The organism is Rhizobium sp. BE258 (assembly GCF_031457345.1).
Taxonomy (GTDB): domain Bacteria; phylum Pseudomonadota; class Alphaproteobacteria; order Rhizobiales; family Rhizobiaceae; genus Rhizobium.
Map to the genome: position 1 here is coordinate 17,576 of NZ_JAVDWL010000003.1, position 17,354 is coordinate 34,929.

12 protein-coding genes are annotated in these 17,354 nt (G+C 59.4%); all 12 read left to right on the top strand.

Going from position 1 to position 17,354, the window contains the following annotated elements; all coding sequences use genetic code 11:
• The first annotated feature begins 3 nt into the window (after nt 1-3).
• Nucleotides 4-1,062 carry an SDR family oxidoreductase gene (locus tag J2X43_RS10630; protein WP_310293820.1) on the top strand — a complete coding sequence of 353 codons (1,059 nt, stop codon included), beginning with the start codon at nt 4-6 and terminating at the stop codon, nt 1,060-1,062.
• Nucleotides 1,063-1,080: 18 nt separating this feature from the next.
• Complete coding sequence (locus tag J2X43_RS10635; protein WP_310293822.1) at nt 1,081-1,962, top strand: intradiol ring-cleavage dioxygenase; 882 nt, start codon at nt 1,081-1,083, stop codon at nt 1,960-1,962.
• 10 nt (nt 1,963-1,972) lie between these two features.
• Nucleotides 1,973-3,067, top strand: a complete 1,095-nt coding sequence (locus J2X43_RS10640; protein ID WP_310293823.1) for a maleylacetate reductase — start codon at nt 1,973-1,975, stop codon at nt 3,065-3,067.
• 150 nt (nt 3,068-3,217) lie between these two features.
• Nucleotides 3,218-3,502: a YciI family protein gene (locus J2X43_RS10645; protein ID WP_310293825.1), complete on the top strand. Its 285-nt coding sequence runs from the start codon at nt 3,218-3,220 to the stop codon at nt 3,500-3,502.
• A 350-nt stretch (nt 3,503-3,852) separates the two neighbouring features.
• Complete coding sequence (locus tag J2X43_RS10650) at nt 3,853-4,878, top strand: ABC transporter permease (protein ID WP_310293828.1); 1,026 nt, start codon at nt 3,853-3,855, stop codon at nt 4,876-4,878.
• The gene (locus tag J2X43_RS10655; protein WP_310293830.1) at nt 4,875-5,942 is read left to right on the top strand and encodes a substrate-binding domain-containing protein; all 1,068 of its coding nucleotides are present in this window, start codon (nt 4,875-4,877) and stop codon (nt 5,940-5,942) included. Before J2X43_RS10650 ends, J2X43_RS10655 begins: the two co-directional genes overlap by 4 nt.
• Before the next feature lie 90 nt (nt 5,943-6,032).
• Complete coding sequence (locus tag J2X43_RS10660) at nt 6,033-8,522, top strand: ATP-binding cassette domain-containing protein (RefSeq protein WP_310293831.1); 2,490 nt, start codon at nt 6,033-6,035, stop codon at nt 8,520-8,522.
• A gap of 91 nt (nt 8,523-8,613) precedes the next feature.
• Nucleotides 8,614-9,126: a VOC family protein gene (locus tag J2X43_RS10665; protein ID WP_310293833.1), complete on the top strand. Its 513-nt coding sequence runs from the start codon at nt 8,614-8,616 to the stop codon at nt 9,124-9,126.
• 909 nt (nt 9,127-10,035) lie between these two features.
• Nucleotides 10,036-11,595, top strand: a complete 1,560-nt coding sequence (locus J2X43_RS10670) for a Wadjet anti-phage system protein JetA family protein (protein WP_310293835.1) — start codon at nt 10,036-10,038, stop codon at nt 11,593-11,595.
• A complete protein-coding gene (locus J2X43_RS10675; RefSeq protein ID WP_310293837.1) occupies nt 11,585-12,235 on the top strand; it encodes a DUF4194 domain-containing protein in 651 nt (216 codons plus the stop codon). The genes J2X43_RS10670 and J2X43_RS10675 overlap by 11 nt, the downstream gene beginning before the upstream one ends.
• Nucleotides 12,232-15,648: an SbcC/MukB-like Walker B domain-containing protein gene (locus tag J2X43_RS10680; protein ID WP_310293838.1), complete on the top strand. Its 3,417-nt coding sequence runs from the start codon at nt 12,232-12,234 to the stop codon at nt 15,646-15,648. Before J2X43_RS10675 ends, J2X43_RS10680 begins: the two co-directional genes overlap by 4 nt.
• The gene (locus J2X43_RS10685; protein ID WP_310293840.1) at nt 15,645-16,853 is read left to right on the top strand and encodes a Wadjet anti-phage system protein JetD domain-containing protein; all 1,209 of its coding nucleotides are present in this window, start codon (nt 15,645-15,647) and stop codon (nt 16,851-16,853) included. Before J2X43_RS10680 ends, J2X43_RS10685 begins: the two co-directional genes overlap by 4 nt.
• Nucleotides 16,854-17,354: the final 501 nt, after the last annotated feature.

Genomic DNA, 17,354 nt, shown 5'->3' on the forward strand with positions numbered 1-17,354 from the left:
ACCATGAGCAAACACGCATTGATCGTTGGAGCAACCGGTATCACCGGAAGCAATCTCGCCGAAAATCTCCTGGCCGAAGGCGGCTGGGCAGTCTCGGGCCTGTCGCGCTCGCAAAGCCCGATTGCCGGCGTGAAGACGTTGAGCTGCGACCTCGTCGATAGCAAGTCGGTTCGTGCAGCCCTTGCAGATGCAAGGCCAAGCCACGTCTTCATCACGGCCTGGTCGCGGCAGGAGACCGAGGCGAAGAATTGCGAGGTCAATGGCGCGATTGTGCGCAACGTGCTGGATGCCCTTGAGGGGCGCGGCGTCGAGCATGTCGCCCTGACCACAGGCACGAAACATTATCTCGGGCCGTTCGAATCCTACGCGAAGACGCAGCCCGAGACCCCCTTCCGCGAAGAGCAGGAGCGGCTCCCTGGCGAGAATTTCTACTATGTACAGGAAGACGAGGTCTTTGCGGCGGCGGCGAGGGACGGCTTTACCTGGTCCATCCACCGTCCGCACACGCTGATCGGCTATGCGGTTGGAAACGCCATGAATATGGCGGCGACTCTCGCGGTCTACGCCTCGATCTGCCGCGAGACGGGCAGGCCCTTTGCCTTCCCCGGCTCGCCCGAGCAATGGCAGGCGGCGACCGATGTCACCGATGCGCGGCTGCTCGCGAAACATCTCAAATGGGCTGCGACGACGAAGACGGCCGCCAATCTCGCCTTCAATGTCGTCAATGGCGAAGTGTTCCGATGGAAATGGCTCTGGCCGCGGATTGCCAGCTATTTTGGCATCGAGGCCGCTCCCTATTCCGGCGTACCGACGCCGCTCGAAGAGCAGATGAGCGGCGCTGAGCCGGTCTGGAACGAGATGGTCAAGAAGTTCGATCTGCAGCCGAATGCGCTCTCCCGCGTCGCGTCCTTCTGGCATTCCGATGCCGATCTCGGCCGGCAGATCGAGACGTTCAACGATATGGGCCGCAGCCGCAAGCTCGGTTTCCTCGATTACCAGGACACGACAGGCTCGTTCATAGATGCATTCGAGCGGCTGCGCGCCGATCGGATCATTCCGTAAATGTCAGGAGTGCAGCATATGCCGGATCAAGCGGGCGGAAGTGCCACGCCGTCGGGGTTTTTCACCGAGGAGAACTCGGTTGCGACCGTCAATGCGCGAATGGGCAGGAATGTCGATCCGCGCCTTGCCGAGGTGATGGCTTGTCTCGTCAAGCATCTCCACAATTTCTCGCGCGAGATCAATCTGACCCAGGACGAATGGGATTTCGGCATCGATTTCCTGACGCGGACCGGGCAGATCTGCACTGAGGAGCGGCAGGAATTCATCCTGCTGTCCGATACACTTGGCCTTTCGATGCTGGTCGATGCGATCAACAACCGCCGCCCGGCGGGCGCGACCGAAAACACGGTCTTCGGGCCGTTCCACGTCGAGGGCTGCGCGGTTCGCGAGATGGGCGACCAGATCTGCCTGGATGGCAAGGGTGAAAGCTGTCTCTTTATCGGCCGGGTGCTCGATCTCGACGGAAATCCGGTGCCTGGCGCCAAAATCGACGTCTGGTCCGATAACGCCGAAGGCTATTACGACGTCCAGCAGCCCGATATCCAGCCGAAGTGGAACAACCGGGGCGTCTTCGTGACCGGTGCGGACGGGAGTTACAGCTTCGTCGGCATAAAGCCTGTCTCCTATCCGATCCCCGACGACGGGCCGGTTGGAAAGATGCTGGCCAGCCTCGGACGTCATCCATACCGGCCGGCGCATATGCACTACATGGTTCGGGCAGACGGCTTTCAGAAGCTGGTGACGCATACCTTCGTCGGTGGTGATCCCTATCTGGAGTCGGACACGGTATTCGGCGTCAAGAAGACACTCGTTGCGCCGTTCACGCGGGTCGAAGACGGCGAAACGCTCTGGCGGTCCGACTATGATTTCGTTCTCGCAAGACCCAGTCAGACGCGATAGGAGCGGGGCATTGGAAGATTTCGTCTATACCGGAAATCCCGGCCGCGTCGTCTTCGGCAGCGGCACGGTTGCACGCCTTCCCGAAGAGGCGGATCGGCTGAAAGCAAAGCGAATTCTCGTGCTTTCGACGCCGGAACAGGCCGGGCAGGCGGCCGATATCGCGGCGCATCTGGGATCGCGTGTCGTTGCGACCTACTCGAAGGCGCAGATGCACACCCCGGTTGAGGTGACCATCGATGCCATGCGGTTCCTCGAGGAATGCTCGGCCGATGCCGTGCTTTCGGTCGGAGGCGGCTCGACGACCGGTCTCGGAAAGGCGATCGCGTTTCGCACCGATCTGCCTCAGATTGTCGTGCCGACGACCTATGCAGGCTCCGAAGCAACGCCGATCCTGGGAGAAACGGAAGGCGGCCGCAAAGTCACAAAGTCCGATCCGCGCATTCTTCCTGAAGTCGTCATGTACGACGTCGATCTGACCTTGACGTTGCCGGTTGCGCTGTCGGTGACCAGCGGCATCAATGCTGTCGCACATGCCATTGAAGCGCTCTACGCCCGCGAAGCGAACCCCATCATCTCGCTGATGGCGGAACAGGGAATATCTGCGATAACCCGTTCGCTGCCGCTCATTCACGCCGATGCCGGCGACCGGGATGCGCGTTCGGACGCGCTCTACGGCGCATGGCTATGCGGCGTCTGCCTCGGTTCGGTCGGCATGGCGCTGCATCACAAGCTTTGCCATACGCTGGGCGGGATGTTCAATCTGCCTCATGCCCAACTGCACACGGCGGTTCTTCCGCATGCGGTTGCATATAATGCGCCCGCAGTTCCAGCGGCGATGAAGCGCCTATCGCGGGCCATGGGCGCTGATGATCCAGCAGCAGGTCTTTTCGATCTTGCCAAGCAGCTTGGGGCGACGATGTCGTTGAAGGATCTCGGAATGCCCGACGGCAGCGTCGAAAGCGCTCTCGAACAGGCGATGTCCAATGCCTACTGGAACCCGCGCGAACTCGAGAAGCGGGAGCTGGGCGATCTGCTTGGCCGCGCATTCCGGGGAGAACGGCCCCCGGGAATCGGTGGGCCGGGCTCTCGCGGCGCCATGCGTTAAGAGGGTGGCCCGGGCGAAAATAACGGACATCCAAAATGGATAAATCCCTTGTTTCCTTTGTTCTCAGTCCGCGTACCATCATACCAGCGACAGTTAAAAGTCGCCCGCTCGGGAGGAGCGAGTAGTGAGCTTGGTGAGGAGCTAGAGAAGATGCTTGTGGTTCGTGTCGCTTTATCCAACCCAGACAAGGCGGATATGCGAGAACTTTATCTCGAAGATCACAAGCGTCACCTTCGCTCGGGGAGCATCCGGGTGGTCCAATCCGGACCGATTTTGGATGAGGCCGGGAAGGGCAGCGGCGGTGTCGTCGTCGCCGAGGTTGCTTCACTAAACGATATGCGCCGGTTCAGTTCGGAAGATCCGTTCGTGCGCCATGAGGTCTATTCGACCGTCAGTATTTATGAGTGGCGGCCGACGATAGGCAGCAGCGCCTGACGCGGTAGCCACTGAATTTCAATACCGGCCAATTTTCTAAGGAGGAGGGAAAATGAGAGCGGTAGGTCTTATCAACTGGGACAAGGTCCGAGACTGGCTTGCGCAGGCAGGCTGCGCCTGCAGCGGCTATTACGCCGATTATGAGGCTTCGCGCCCAAGAACGCATTCGCGCTCAAATACCCTCATTGCCAAAAAATCAAGCCGCGCCGCATCACCGATCGTTTGGATGATGAACGGGCGCGAGTTCTAGCGCCAAGCCGGAATACATCTTCGTTGAGTTTCCCCCTGCAGCGCTTGCGCCCGCGGAACGGACGACTCTGTCGTGAACAATGCTGGAAAGACGCGTTTCGATGACGAACATCACCTCCATCGCTCCAGGCCAGCGCATCAAGGAGCCATTCATGCCGGTACCGGTGGCGCGAAGCTTCCTGACGGTCGTGCTCTCGACCTTGCTGCTTGTTTTGCTTTGCGGTCTCTTCGCGCCGTCCAGCCTTTCATCCGGCGCCCTCTCCGGAAGCCTGCCCTTTGCGGCGATCATCGCCATTGTCGGACTGGGGCAGCTGCTTGTCGTTCAGCAGGGCGGCTTCGACCTTTCCCTCCCAGGGGCCGTGTCTCTTGCCGTGGTTATGGCCACGCACTATCCGCAGCAAGACGACGCGTTGCTATACCAGGCGGTACTCGTCTCCATCGGCATTGCGCTGGCGGCCGGCGTCTTGAACGGCCTTTTGGTCAGCTTGTTCCGCCTGAACGCCATCATCGCCACAATCGGAACGAATGCGCTGCTTTACGGCGTGGTCTTTGCCATTTCCGGAGGTGTGCCCTCCATCACCACCAATCTTCTGGCGGCGATCGCGGGCGGAGAGACATTCGGAGTGCCCAACTCCGTCCTCTTTGCGCTCGCCGCGATGCTCGTGGTGTTTTTCACGCTGAAGAAGACGGTTGCCGGGCGCAGGTTCGAAGCCATCGGCGCCAACCCGTTTGCCGGGCGGGCGGCTGGCCTCAGCGTGCGCCGTCATCAGATGATGGCCTATGTCTGGGCACAGCTGCTCTATTGCCTTGCCGGTATCCTGATCGCCGGCATCACGCGCGAACCGACGGCCTTTCAGGGCGATACCCTGCTGTTGCCATCCGTGGCCGTCGTCGTGCTCGGCGGCACGTCACTGCTGGGTGGCCGCGGGTTTCCGATCTCGACGGTCGTCGCCGCCTTCTTCCTGAACCAACTGAGCCAATTCGCACTGACAGTCGGTGTGCCGTTTTCGGCTCAGACCATCATCCAGGCGCTCGCCCTGGGTTTTGGCATCGGTGTTTACTCGTTCCGATGGACGGTAAATTCAAGACCAGCGACTGGGGCAAAAAAAGTGGAGGATAAAAAATGAGACATGTTTCTACCGCCAAGCAATTGGCACTTTCGATGGCGGTGGCCGTTGCGGCTTTCGCCAGCGCCGATCTCGCCAAGGCCGAAACGCCATCCTGGTGCGGTCCCAAGAAGGCGTCGCTTGCACTGCTCGACGGCTACGGCGGCAATAGCTGGCGCCAGGTCACCACCGCGTCGGGCAAGCAGACCGTCGAACTGTGCCCGAGCATCACCAAGTATGAGTATGCAGACGGCCAGGGCGATACGCAGAAGTCGATCTCCGACATCAAGAGCATGGCGGCGAAGGGGATCGACGCGCTGGTGGTCTTCGGGGATGCAGGCCCGGCGGTTCTTCCTGCGCTGACCAGCGTCTTCAAATCCGGCAAGGTTGTCGTGCCCTATCGCGTCGCGGTCGGCGGCAAGGATGGCCAGAACTATTCGAAGTTCGTCGGCGCTTCCTTCGAAAATGACGGCGAGAACTGGGGCAAGTGGATCAAGAGCGTGCTTCCGAAGGGAGGCAACCTCCTCTTCCTCAGCGGTCCGGCCGGCAACAGCCAGGGTCTGGACGAGTTGAAGGGCATGCAGAAGATCCTCGGGCCTGAATATGTGTTCGTGAACCAGGCTCCCTTTGCCGTCACGAACTGGGATCCGGCGCTGACGCAGAAGGTGCTGACCGCCGAAATCGCCAAGAACCCGAAGATCGACGTCATCATCTCCGACTTCGGCCCGTCGATGGTGGGCGCGCTGCCGCTGTTCGGCAAGCAGGGCAAATCGATCCCGGCGCTTGCGACATCCGACGGCAATTCGCTCGGTTGCTTCTACGAAGAGAACAAGGCCAGCAACCCGGACTTCAAGTTGTTCACGGTAGCAACCGGCAATGACAACGTCCGGCTCGCGGTCCAATGGGCTGTCGCGCTTGCCACCGACGGCACCCCGCCGGCGGACGCGACCTTCAAGGCGCCTCCATTCGAAGATTCGGTTGCAGGCGGCGCCACTGCCGTGAAATGCCGCAAGGATTTGCCCGGTGCGATCTACCTCTCTTCCGAACTGCCGCCTGAGGATCAGGCAAAGGCCGTCACGAAGTAACGCAACCTCGTCATCCATCTGCTCGGGTCTTTCGCCCGGGCAGACATCCCCGAAGTCGGATTTCATGTCATGGCAGCAGCAGAGATCAGTATGAATGAAACGCACATGTCGGCCGAGAGCGACGTGACCATCCGTCTGGTGGGCATCTCGAAGTATTTTTCGGGCGTCCCGGCGCTTCGCGACGTCAGCGTCGAATTTCGCCAGGGCGAGGTGCACGCGATCCTCGGTGAGAACGGTGCCGGTAAATCGACATTGATGAATATCATCTCCGGCACGCTGCAGCCGAGTGAGGGTGAGATCATCTTTGAAGGCCAGCCGATCAAGCAAATGACGCCGGAAATCGCCGCTTCGAACGGCATCGGCATCTGTTTCCAGCATCCGGCCATTCTTGACGACCTCTCGATCGAGGAGAATCTGCTCGTCGCGCTATCAGCATCCGCGCTTTCCGAGCAGCGGTCGCCTGCCGCTCTGCGGCAGATGCTTGAGACGGTGGGGCTGGACCTGCCTCTGCGCATGCGTGCAGGAGAAATGACCGTTGCCGAGAAACATCTGCTCGAAATCGGCAAGGCGCTTGCCGTCAGGCCGCGGCTGCTCATTCTCGACGAACCGACCGCCTCGCTCGATCAGGACGCGACGGAGACGCTCTTCAGTCTCGTACGCAAGGCAGCCGCGGAAGGAACCGCAGTCGTCTACATAACGCATCGCCTTGGCGAGATCCGTCAGATTGCTCAGAGGGTCACGGTTCTCCGTGATGGAAAGTTTCGTGGCGGCGCACTGGTGCGGGAAATTGGCGATGCCGAGCTTGTAGGGCTCATTGTCGGGCGTACGCTCGAAGCGGCCTTTCCGCCGAAAGCGGCCGGTCAATCAACGGAGATCGGCCTTTCTGTCGCCGGCTTGAGTGGTGGTGGGCTAACTAATGTCTGTTTCGACCTTCCACGTGGCCAGATCATCGGGGTCGCTGGCGTCGCGGGAAATGGTCAGGCAACGCTGATGCGTGCCATGGCTGGACTGCAGGCATCACAGGGTACGATCGAGCTCAGAGGACAGGCCCTGTCGCAGGCAGCACTATTGGAGGCAGCAGCCTTCATGCCGTCCGATCGGCATCGGGAAGGCGTGGCGAGTGGTCTGACCGTGCGCGAGAACGCGACGTTTTCGGCACTTGAAAAGTTTGCATCCGGCGGCATCATGAGCCGCAAGAAGGAGCACAAGAAGGTCAGCGAAATCTTCGGCGAACTCGCGGTCAAGACGCCGAGCATGGACGCGCCGATCCTGTCGCTCTCCGGCGGCAACCAGCAGAAGGTCGTCATGTCGCGGGCGATGCTTTCGGAACCCGGACTGGTCGTTGCTGACGAACCGACGCAGGGCGTCGATGTCGGAGCGCGCTTCGAGATTTACCGCATTTTGCGGGATGTCTGCGATGCCGGTACACCCGTCATCGTCAATTCCTCAGATGCCGTCGAGCTGCAAGGACTGTGCGACAAGGTCATCGTCATGTCGCGCGGCCATGTCGTCGCCACGCTGGAAGGCGATGAGGTGACGGAAGAGAGGATTGTCGCGGCGGCGGTCAATTCAGAGACGCATGACCATGCCGACGCGGTGAAGAGCAGCGGACACATGAAGCGCCTGAGGCATTTCATGCAGTCCGACAATGCGCCCGTCGTGCCGCTTGCGATCGTCGCCGTGCTCCTCGGCCTCTATGTGAATGCCCAGAACGAAAATTTCCTGTCGGTCTACAACATCAACAACATCTTTCTGCTCGCCACGGCGCTGGGGTTCATAGCGCTCGGACAAACCATCGCGCTGCTGATGGGCGGGATCGATCTTTCGGTCGGGCCGCTTGCCGGCTTTCTGGTTGTTGTCGCGTCCTTCTTCGTGACCGATGAAATGTCGGGCACAATGGTCGCCGTCGGGTTCCTGATGATGCTTGCCGGCGCGGTGGCCATCGGCACGATCAACGGCGTGCTCATACGCTACGCGAATTTCACGCCGATCGCGGCGACGCTCGCGATGTATATCGCGATCCAGGGGATGAGCTTTCTGCTGCGGGAAAATCCTGATGGATATATCAGCTACGCCGTGACTGACTGGATCAACTGGCAGCTGGGGCCGTTTCCCGTCGCCTTTCTCGTCCTCGTCGCGATAACGCTGGCAGGCGAGTACGTTCTGCGCAATTCCAGATCGGGCTGGCGTCTAAGAGCCGTCGGATCGAACGAGGATGCCGCGCGCAGGGTCGGTATTCCGATCGATATCACCTATATCGCCGGCTATATCGCATGTTCGGTTCTGACCGGCTTCGGTGCCGTCATGCTGATGGCGCAGATCGGCGTCGGCGACCCCAGGCAAGGCGTCAACTACACGCTCTCAAGCATCACCGCGGTGGTTCTCGGTGGCACCAGTCTCGCCGGTGGCCGCGGAACCTTCATCGGGACGGTGCTTGGTGCTGTTCTGCTCACCGAAGTGCTCAGCGCCGTCACTTTCCTGAACCTGTCGCAGACCTATCAGTACTTTTTCCAGGGCGTCCTGATCGTTGTGGCGGCCCTGATCTATTCGGCGGTTCGCGGCGGCCGGGCGGCCCGTTGACGGCTTCAGCGTTCGGGAACTCTGGCTCTCCCCGCCTGTTCAAAACGCTAAATCATGCGGGCACCGTCCGCTTCCCAAAGGGAGGAAGAACATGACAAACAAAGTCTACGGCATGCACCATATCGGCATTACGGTGCCCAATATCGAAGAGGGCATCGCCTTTTTCAAAGCGGTCTTCGGCGCGGTCGAAGTTTTCCGCACCGGCCCATTCGATGTCGATCAGGACTTCATGACCAAGAAGATCGGAGCTGCGCCGCAATCGACGATCCGTGACCTCGTCTTCCTGCGTTGCGGCGCCGGTACAAGCGTTGAGCTTTTCGAATATAGCGGCGAGGAGGAAACCCCTCACAAACGGCCGTCCGAAGTCGGCGGCGTGCACATGTGTTTCGAGGTGGAGGACGTTCACGCATCCGTGGAACGCCTGCGAGCGCAAGGCATCGAACTGCTGGAAGGCCCCAACCTCATCACCGAGGGCCCACTGAAGGGCTTTGACTGGATATATCTGCGCTCATCCTGGGGACTGCTTCTCGAAGTCGCGAGTTTCGACAAGCTGGGATACGAGGATACTTCCGAAGAACGGCTCTGGCGCGCCAAGACGGCGTGAGGGGGGGCTTTATCGGCTTTGTCCTAATCGCTTCGGCCGTTAGATCGTCGCCACCACGCGCAATTCTTCGGCTGTCTTGGACGGAAAGCCGAAGAACTCCAGAAAGGCCGGGATCTACTCCAACAGCATGCTGGTTCCGGCCTGCAACGATGAAGAGCGCTATCGCGCTCTTCATCACGACTTCGCCGACGCCTCAAGCGATATAAGCGATTACCGCCACGATCGGCTGCACTTAAGGCCGTCTTGGTGCCGTTCTCGATGCCCTCGGTCGGCGGCGGTTCGGCGATCTCCCTGGTCTCAAACACCAGGCCGTCGATGTCTGTAGTTGGTTAGTGCTAAGCGCCTCATCGATATATTCACGGTCGTCCGGGCTTTGCCCGGCCCGAACACTACGCTTTTGATCCTGGGCGGCGGAAGCTTGTCCGCTGGCACGGCGCCCTCGCCATTCTGGCATTGCTGATGCCGTCGAGACGGCTTGCCACGATGTCCTGGGCGCAGCGACAATCAGCGGAAGCGAAATGAAACAAGGCGTTGCGAAAGGGACTGGAAGCGGTTGGCGTCGGCGGTTTGACCATGTGACTGCGGCTGGTTTCACTATGGTTGCGGATACCAACATTACCATTAGATACACAAGTCTCCCTGCGATCAGGCCCCGCAACCGAAATCTCCAAACCACCAGCAAGCAAACAGATTGCCAAAAATTTCCGCGAAGAGAACGGCTGCGCCGGGCAATGGCAGGCTGGAATCTCAACGAAACCATTCGCGGGCGCGTGTTGGTGGCCCTGTCGGACTGAAGATCTGTGGACAACTTTGGCGCGTTCAATCTCCGGGTGATTTCTCCGAGGGAGGCACACTTGACTGGGTTGGCTCCTTCACGACAGATTTCTGCAAGGGCAGGGGGATATCTTGGTGGAAAGCGTTTCGACATCGTCGGCTGGGTCACCTGGTCTGCGGCTATTTGGGCAACTTGACCCGGATATATTCACCCTATTCACCGGCGCCAACCGTGTCCTCTTTGAACGGGCGATTCTCGCTGTTTACGAGCGTTTCTACCGGTCAGATCTGCTGTTTCCCAGCCAGGCAGAGGTTGTGAATGCGATCTACGATTGCCTCAGTCGCGAACCTTGCCTCTGGGCGGAAGACGAAGCCGCCATCGATTTGGATCGGCTGGTTTCGAGAACGGGCCGGCGTGTACGCCGCCGGCGCATCGACGGGGCGGACGACGAGGCAACCGGGATTGCGATCAGCCGCAGCCGCCACATTTACAACCGGATGCTGCAGACCGGCTGGCTTGATGAAGCCAGCTACGGGTTGAAAACGACCGTGGAGATGCCGTCAGGCGCGATGCGTCTGGCCGAGTTCCTGTGCTCGCTGAAACAGGGAGTCGTCGAGCAGCTGGGCGGTTTGGTGATCGAGGTCCGCAACGCCATACGCGCGGTTGAAGAAAAGCCCGCGGAAAATGCACTGGGCCTGAACAAGGCGGCGCGCGATGCGGCGGCTTTCGGGCGATACCTTCGCAGCGTTCTTTCGGCGCTGAGGGACATAGATCGTCGGGTTCTTTCGTCCGATACGCTTGCCGACCGCCTGAGGCATTATTTTGAGGATTTCGTCGAACAGGTGCTGCTGCGAGACTACACAGCGATCACGACTAACGCCCATCCTTACCGCCATCGCCGCGCGATCCTGATCGCTCTGGAAAAGCTCGAAGATTCCCATATCGACACGGATGCCATCGCGGACGCTTATCTTGAAGCGAAGCTGGTGCCGACCGCTATCGCAGGGCGCGATCTGGTCTATGAAGACATAGCCAGCATTCGTCGTGTGTTCGAGCGGATCGAAGAGGCGTTCGAAGGCATTCAGCGGCATCGCGTAAGACTCGAGACCAGGCTCCGCAACGTGGTCCGCTATGCCGGCAGACGCACCAGTTTTCTTCAGCGCAGCGAGCGTCTTATCCAGAAACTGGACGAGGTGATGTCGGGCCGCGGCGGCGACGTCGCGATCCGCGGGCCACTGGAGCCTCGCATACCGGTTGTTGCGCCCGATTTGCTGGCGAAGCCGCGTGGCGCGCGTCCCGCCCTGTCCGATGGCGACTTTTCGATGCCGTTGCCCGATCCGGTCATGGAGAAAAGGCGGATGTTGGAAAGAGCCTATCTCGAGCGCCTCATCATCTCGCCCGCCAAGGTCAGCCGGTTTCTGGAGCGGCGCATAGCCCCGCATGGGCAGGCACATGGGGCATCCCTGCGCATTGAAACCGTCGATGACTTCCTCGCCTTCGAGGCCTTGCGTTTGCTGGTCGCCAGCGGTCTCGGCGCCGATAGCGGCTCCCGCCTGTCGGTCGCGATGCGGAGCCGCTTCGAATTCATTCGTGATGAGACGCAGCCCATCTCGAACGACTGGCTTGAGTGCCCGGGCTTTATCGTCAAACGCCTCGATGGCGACGTTACACTGGAGATCGGCCATGCTTCATGAATTCGCCAGACTGGAAGAAGTCAATCCGCGCGATGCTGAGCGTGTCACGCGGCTCATTGCGCATCTGATGCGTGATCAGTTCGTCCATGTCCAGGACCGCGGTTCGGCCACTCTGATGGAAACCCTGCTTCGCCCCGCATTGAAGGCTCTGGTAGAGGCATATTTCGACGTGGCAGGCTATCGCCTGGTGCACCGTGAAACCGAAGGATGGGCCGGAATTCTGCCTGATCCCGAGCGGATAACGTTGCCGCGGATGCGTACCGACGACACAGTCGTGCTGTTGGTCCTGCGGCGTCTCTGGGAAGAAGCCTTGCAGCGTGGTGAAATCGAGGACAAGGGCACGGTGCGTACGAGCTTCAACGAAGCCTATGCCGCCTATCAAGAGATCGTCGCCGGCGTGCGTCGCGCGAGCCTTTCGTCTGCCGCTTTCCGGGAGGTGCTGGAAACACTGGAAAAACGCGCGATGGTTCGATTGGGACCGTTCGATCCTGACCTGCAAGACATGGATCTCGATATTCGCGCTCTTGTCGCGACCGTCGCGGGAGACGATTTCGTCGCGTCGCTGGAGGGCCTTCTTGCAGGCGTTGCCATTCCTTCTCCAGAGGCGAAAGATCAGGCCGCCGCGGCGGTGGTGGCATGATAGAGCTCAGGCGAATTGTCTTGGTCAACTGGCATCTGATGGCGCGCGCCGATCTGGATTTGGCCGGGGACGCGGCAATTCTTGGAAAAAACGCCGCGGGTAAATCGACGATTATCGACCTCATCCAAGCCGTTATGGCTGGCGGCTCGTCGAGGCTATACAAGTTCAACCGGTCGGCAGGCGAGGGTGGCCAACGGTCGGAGCGCACCCTGGCCGGATACTGCCTTGGCCAGCTCAACGACGATGCATTTCTTAGGGACGATGCGCGGAGCTACATCGCGCTGGTCTTTAAAGACCCGGAGGGGCGGCGGCGCCCGGTGACCCTGGGATTGGCGATCGAAGTGATGCGCGGCCAGACGGCCGATATTGTCGGCCGCTTCGTCGCGGACGGTGCCCAGCTGGATTCGGCAACGCTGATCGATGAGACGGATGGAGTGCTGCGGCCGGCGGACTGGCGGGTCGTGAGGCGGCGGCTGGAACAGGCCTGCAATGCGTCCAATGGCCAGCTTCACACGCAGGATGACGGCAGGACGTTCATCCGCGAATATATGCGCATACTCTTCACGAACAAGCTGCGCGGCGATCCTGCGAGGTTTATCCGCACCTTCGTCGCAGCGCTGTCTTTCTCGGACATGCCGTCCGTCGAACAGTTCGTCAAAAAACACCTGCTTGAGCCAAACCCCATCAAGATCGACGAACTGCGAGGCTCCATCGAGCGCTATCAGGAAATCAAGAAGACCATCGGCAGTCTTGAGGAACGCCTGGAAGCTCTACGGTCATTCAGCCTTCAGATAGACGAATATGTTACGCTGCAGGAAAAAGAGGCGACCTACCGGGCCATTGAAAAGACGGCACTGCTCAGGGAAGCGTTGGGCGGTCTTTTCGTCAACCTTTCGGACAAAAGATTGAAGCAATCCGACTTACGCAGCGCGGAGGCCGAACTTGACCGCGTCCAGGAAGAGATTGAGCGGGAAGAAAAGACGCAGACCGCGATAAGGGATCAATTGGCGGCGAGCGGCATACAAGGGCAACGAAACGAGGTTGAGAGGCAGATCAAAGACCTCGATCGGCAGAGCGGCGAGGTCATGGAAAGGCTCAATCGGCGATATCTCTCAGCAGCCAGGGCCGTCGAATTGCTCAGGCTGCGCGATCGACTGGCCGTTATCAATCCCGGCGAATTGATCCGCACTATCGGGCAGGTGGAAGAGGCCAGCCGCGGCGTTACGCCGCCAGAATGGCCCAAGGACCCTGTTAGGATGGAGGCCATGCTTGCCGCTGTGGCGGAAGCAGCCCGCTCGGGCATGGAAAAGGCCAAGCAGCAGCGCGACGAAGCAATTTCCCAGAAAGGCGAGGTCGAAAGGGAGATAAATCGCGACAGCGAACAACTCGAAGCCGCGCAGCGGGGGCAGGTACTCCTCGATCCGGCAACTGCGAGGTTGATGGAAGCTCTGCGCCGCGAGGGCATGCGCCCGCGAACACTCTGCGAGGCTGCGGAGGTAGTCGATGAAAACTGGCGCGATGCCGCCGAGTCGCTGCTGGGGCGCGATCGGGAAACAGTGATCGTCGATCCCGACCATGCCTATCGGGCGACCGAGATTCTGAGGCGTGGCAGGGGCGACTATCCTGGCTGCCGTGTCGCGAATACCCGAAAGCTCCAGTCACGCTCCAATATCTCGGAAAGCGGTACACTGGCCTCGGTCGTCAACAGCGACGATCCACTCGTCATGGCATTCGTTGTGTTCAGGGTTGGCAATGTTCGTCTGGCCTCCAGCCAAGAGGAGCTTCTGTCCGGAGGCCGGGCCGTTATGGTCGACGGCGCCTATCATGATGGCCTCGTCACGGAGGTGCGGCGCGCTCAGGGGATGAAGATTGGCCGGGCCGCAGCGCCACTGATGATCACGACACTGCAGCAACAGATCACCGGGCATGCAGATCTCCTGCAGGTCCATCGAGACAGGGAGCGCTTCTTCGACGATGTTCTGCGCCGGCTTGAACAATGCGCGCAGCCGGTCGAGGATGCGGACAAGCTGGAAAACATCACCACCGCCTACAGCGAGCTTGCCGAGCGGAGAGCCGAAGCCCGCGACCGCGCCGGCAGAATTGCGGCGCACGTCGATCCGCAGCTCACGGAGGCCGAAGCGCGTGCGACTCGTGCGATCAAAAGTCTTAATGAAGACAGGTATGAACTTGTGTCTCGACGCGCAACTCTGGAGACGGAGCTCAAGCAGGTCGATGAAAAGTTGGTGGGTTCGTGGCTATCGTTGAATACCAATCGCCGCCAGTTTAAAAAAGAGGTTCATTCGGTGGCGCATTTCCAGGCGCTGCGGAAGCGCTATGCGGAATTCGCGTCGCGCTCACCCCGAAAGATCGCAGAGGATATGGCGAGCCGGGCCAATCAGGCCCGGGACGACTACCGGGAACTGGAGCATCAGATCAGGGCCGCACTCGGCCGTTACGCTATTGCTTTCCCGGATCCGCTTGAGGGCTATGCTCAGGCGCTGATTACCGGAGCCGTCAGAACCTGGGTAAACGAAGGCATTGCCACACTTGAGGGCAATGAGCTTATCCGGTACCGGCAGCAGGCCGATGAAGTCGCAGATCATGTCACGTTGCTGTTCAAGACCACGTTCATTCATGAATTGAACAGCCGGTTCGGACAAATGGAAGTCGAGATGGACAGGCTTGCCAAAGCGCTCCGGTCCCGCCCGTTCAACAATGAAACCTACAGTCTCAAGGCGTCCATCAAGCAGGAATTCGAGGATATTTACCGTCTGGTGCGCGACAGCGAGACCGACGACAGCGTGCTCGATGCGTTGTTCGGGCGCGCGCCGCCTCGTGATGAGCGGCATGCCAGGGCGATCCGGCAGGTTGAGCAATTGCTGGCGGACGACACTTTCGACTTCACGGTCTTTCAGGAATACCAGAATTACTTCACCTATGATCTGAAGATTTCCGACGCCGTATCCAACCGCACGACGAGCTTCGACCGGCGGCGAGGCGTCGCCAGCGGGGCCGAGCGGCAAGTACCGTTCTATGTGGTGATCGGCGCTGCGCTTTCCGTCGCCTATCACGGCACGCGGCAGTCCGAAGATCAAGCTGGCATGGGTATGGGACTTGCTGTCTTTGACGAGGCCTTCAGCAAAATGGATGGGCCGAACCAGCGCACCCTGCTCGATTTTTATCGAGACATAGGCCTGCAGGTCGTCATCGCCGCGCCGACCGAGAAACGTGCCGTTGTCTATGAAAACCTGAATTACATCATCGATATATTCCGTAGCGGCGATGTCTCCATGGCAGAATCCATCAAGATCAAAGATAGAGCCCGGCGGGAGATGCGCTCGGCCAATCCGCAATATGTAACAAATGAGGAGTTGGCGGCACGCTTGAACATGGAAAGCCAAGCTGCAGAATGAGCCGCCAACGCTTTTCCGACATTGCTTCCCTGATCGATCACCTGCTCGACAGGTATGAGAAAAATCCGGACGCAAGTCGTTGGATAGCGGCGATCGATCAGGATGATCTGACCGTCAATGCCGGTGATGCGTTCGTAGACGACCTTACCTTGCTGGAGAGGGACGGTGGAGTGGAGATCGGTTGGACCGGTCCGAAGTGGGGACGGTCTATCAAGAGCGTGAAGCTTCGCGATCCAAACGTTTTGTATCGACGGACCGAGCGAAGGCCGGCCTCGGAGTTTGCGACAGAATCCCTTGCCGCACTGCGGGCTCGCGACGATCTTCCGGTGGGTACAGAGCTGCTTCTTGACGAAGCCGCTTTCGCGTGGAGCCGCAAAGCTTCGTATTTGGGCATAAGGCCGGGTGAAGGCAAAACGCTTGCTCAAGTCCTCCGCCTTGCAAGTGCGGTGTGCGAGCGTCTTGGCGAACTATCCGCAAGCGAGGTGGATTTTCGCAGCTTCTCACGACTATGCTCTGGAGATAGCAAGGCACTCGAACGCAATCTCAATTCAGTCGTATCGGCAATCCAAAGATTCTCCGCATTGACAGAGACGCAAGCCGCGCTGGATTCAGAAGAGCTTCTCGCCAGTGCCGGGATTAAACGGCTTCCGCAACCCGTCCTTATTTGTGGGGCAATCTCGTTAGATGATCACCCATTTCCGAACATGCCGTTTTCCGGGATACCAGCCGAATGTGCTGGTCGCGTCAACCTCTCCAAAAGGCCGGAATATGTAATGACGATCGAGAATTTTTCGTCCTTTGTTCGCTATGTCCGTGAAGTCGCGCGGAATGAAAATGGACTGGTAATATATTCTGGCGGCTTCCCGTCGCGGCCAGTGTTGGAGACCATAGTAAGGCTGACGAAGCAGGCCTACGCACCGATCTATCATTGGGGCGATATGGATGGCGGCGGCGTGCGTATCTTTCGCCATATCGAGCAACGCCTCGCATTGATCGGCGTAAACTTGCAGCCGCATATGATGAATGCCGACCTCCTTCGTAAGGTCGGTTTGAAAACGCAGGGCGCAAATCGCGTCGGCGGCAGCATGAGGGAGAGCGCAATCGGTGAGCTTGCCTTGCTGATCGAGCAGGCAGGCCTCGCGCATGAACAAGAGGAATTCGATCCTCAAAGTCCGCTTGCAACTTCAAAGCAGGTGCACGCGTAGTATTTTGCGTGAAACCAATTACGGCTGGCGCGACCTTGGCTGCGTTCTTTCAAGGAGCTACGTTCTCTTCGAAATTAACGATTAAAATATAACCTAGGTATCAAAATTCACAATCCTCTGTGGATTCAGGCCCCGCAACCAAACCCTTTCCTAGATCACAACAGAAAAAACATACAAAGCCCGAAAGAACGGCATCGTCGCGCCATAACAGTGGTGTGAGCGTAAGGCGCAGACGTGCTCGTATGTGCAGACGCTTTCGAGCGTAAGGCGCTTAACTCTCTGGAGCAGCGGTTCGCTCGTTCGGCGGTCGGTGCTGGCGTTGTCGGGCGAATGCAATTCGCCGACGCCTGCGCCTCGCTATCGCTGCACCATGAGCAGCAATCATAGGCTGTGGTCTTGATTGGGCGATTTGCCACTATCGAGATTGTGTCTGTGTATTGCCGATAAAGGCCTTATTTTACTCGTCAAACATGTGCTTCGGGTTGCCGTCCCGTTTTTGAA

Coding starts and splice junctions, on each gene's coding strand:
- J2X43_RS10665 (WP_310293833.1), top strand. CDS start 8,614: ATGACAAACAAAGTCTACGGCATGCACCATATCGGCATTACGGTGCCC.
- J2X43_RS10685 (WP_310293840.1), top strand. CDS start 15,645: ATGAGCCGCCAACGCTTTTCCGACATTGCTTCCCTGATCGATCACCTG.
- J2X43_RS10675 (WP_310293837.1), top strand. CDS start 11,585: ATGCTTCATGAATTCGCCAGACTGGAAGAAGTCAATCCGCGCGATGCT.
- J2X43_RS10630 (WP_310293820.1), top strand. CDS start 4: ATGAGCAAACACGCATTGATCGTTGGAGCAACCGGTATCACCGGAAGC.
- J2X43_RS10650 (WP_310293828.1), top strand. CDS start 3,853: ATGACGAACATCACCTCCATCGCTCCAGGCCAGCGCATCAAGGAGCCA.
- J2X43_RS10655 (WP_310293830.1), top strand. CDS start 4,875: ATGAGACATGTTTCTACCGCCAAGCAATTGGCACTTTCGATGGCGGTG.
- J2X43_RS10645 (WP_310293825.1), top strand. CDS start 3,218: ATGCTTGTGGTTCGTGTCGCTTTATCCAACCCAGACAAGGCGGATATG.
- J2X43_RS10635 (WP_310293822.1), top strand. CDS start 1,081: ATGCCGGATCAAGCGGGCGGAAGTGCCACGCCGTCGGGGTTTTTCACC.
- J2X43_RS10680 (WP_310293838.1), top strand. CDS start 12,232: ATGATAGAGCTCAGGCGAATTGTCTTGGTCAACTGGCATCTGATGGCG.
- J2X43_RS10660 (WP_310293831.1), top strand. CDS start 6,033: ATGAATGAAACGCACATGTCGGCCGAGAGCGACGTGACCATCCGTCTG.